Genomic DNA, 233 nt, shown 5'->3' on the forward strand with positions numbered 1-233 from the left:
TGCCAGGATCGGGATGCCACGCTCATTTTCCTGGTCGTTGCTGTCCATCACGCGCTCGGCGAGCCCGGAGCGCGCGGAGAGGGTGCCGGACTGCTTCAGCAGCGGGTCCACCAGGGTGGTCTTCCCGTGGTCGACGTGGGCGACGATGGCGCGGTGGCGAGGTTGTTCGAGGGTCATGCGTAAGGGGGGGGGGCGGCGCCGGATGTGGGATATGACGGGCTGCATGGTACGGG

General features: G+C 68.2%; 1 protein-coding gene. It reads right to left on the minus strand.

Features of this window, described 5'->3' with window-relative positions; translation table 11 throughout:
- The coding region (locus tag ACQG3P_RS24510; protein ID WP_426806501.1) for a GTP-binding protein at positions 1–177 on the minus strand (177 nt) is incomplete at its 3' end.
- Positions 178–233 lie beyond the last annotated feature (56 nt).

Origin of the sequence: Stenotrophomonas sp. SrG (assembly GCF_050031795.1) — a bacterium.
In the GTDB taxonomy this organism is placed as follows: domain Bacteria; phylum Pseudomonadota; class Gammaproteobacteria; order Xanthomonadales; family Xanthomonadaceae; genus Stenotrophomonas; species Stenotrophomonas rhizophila_A.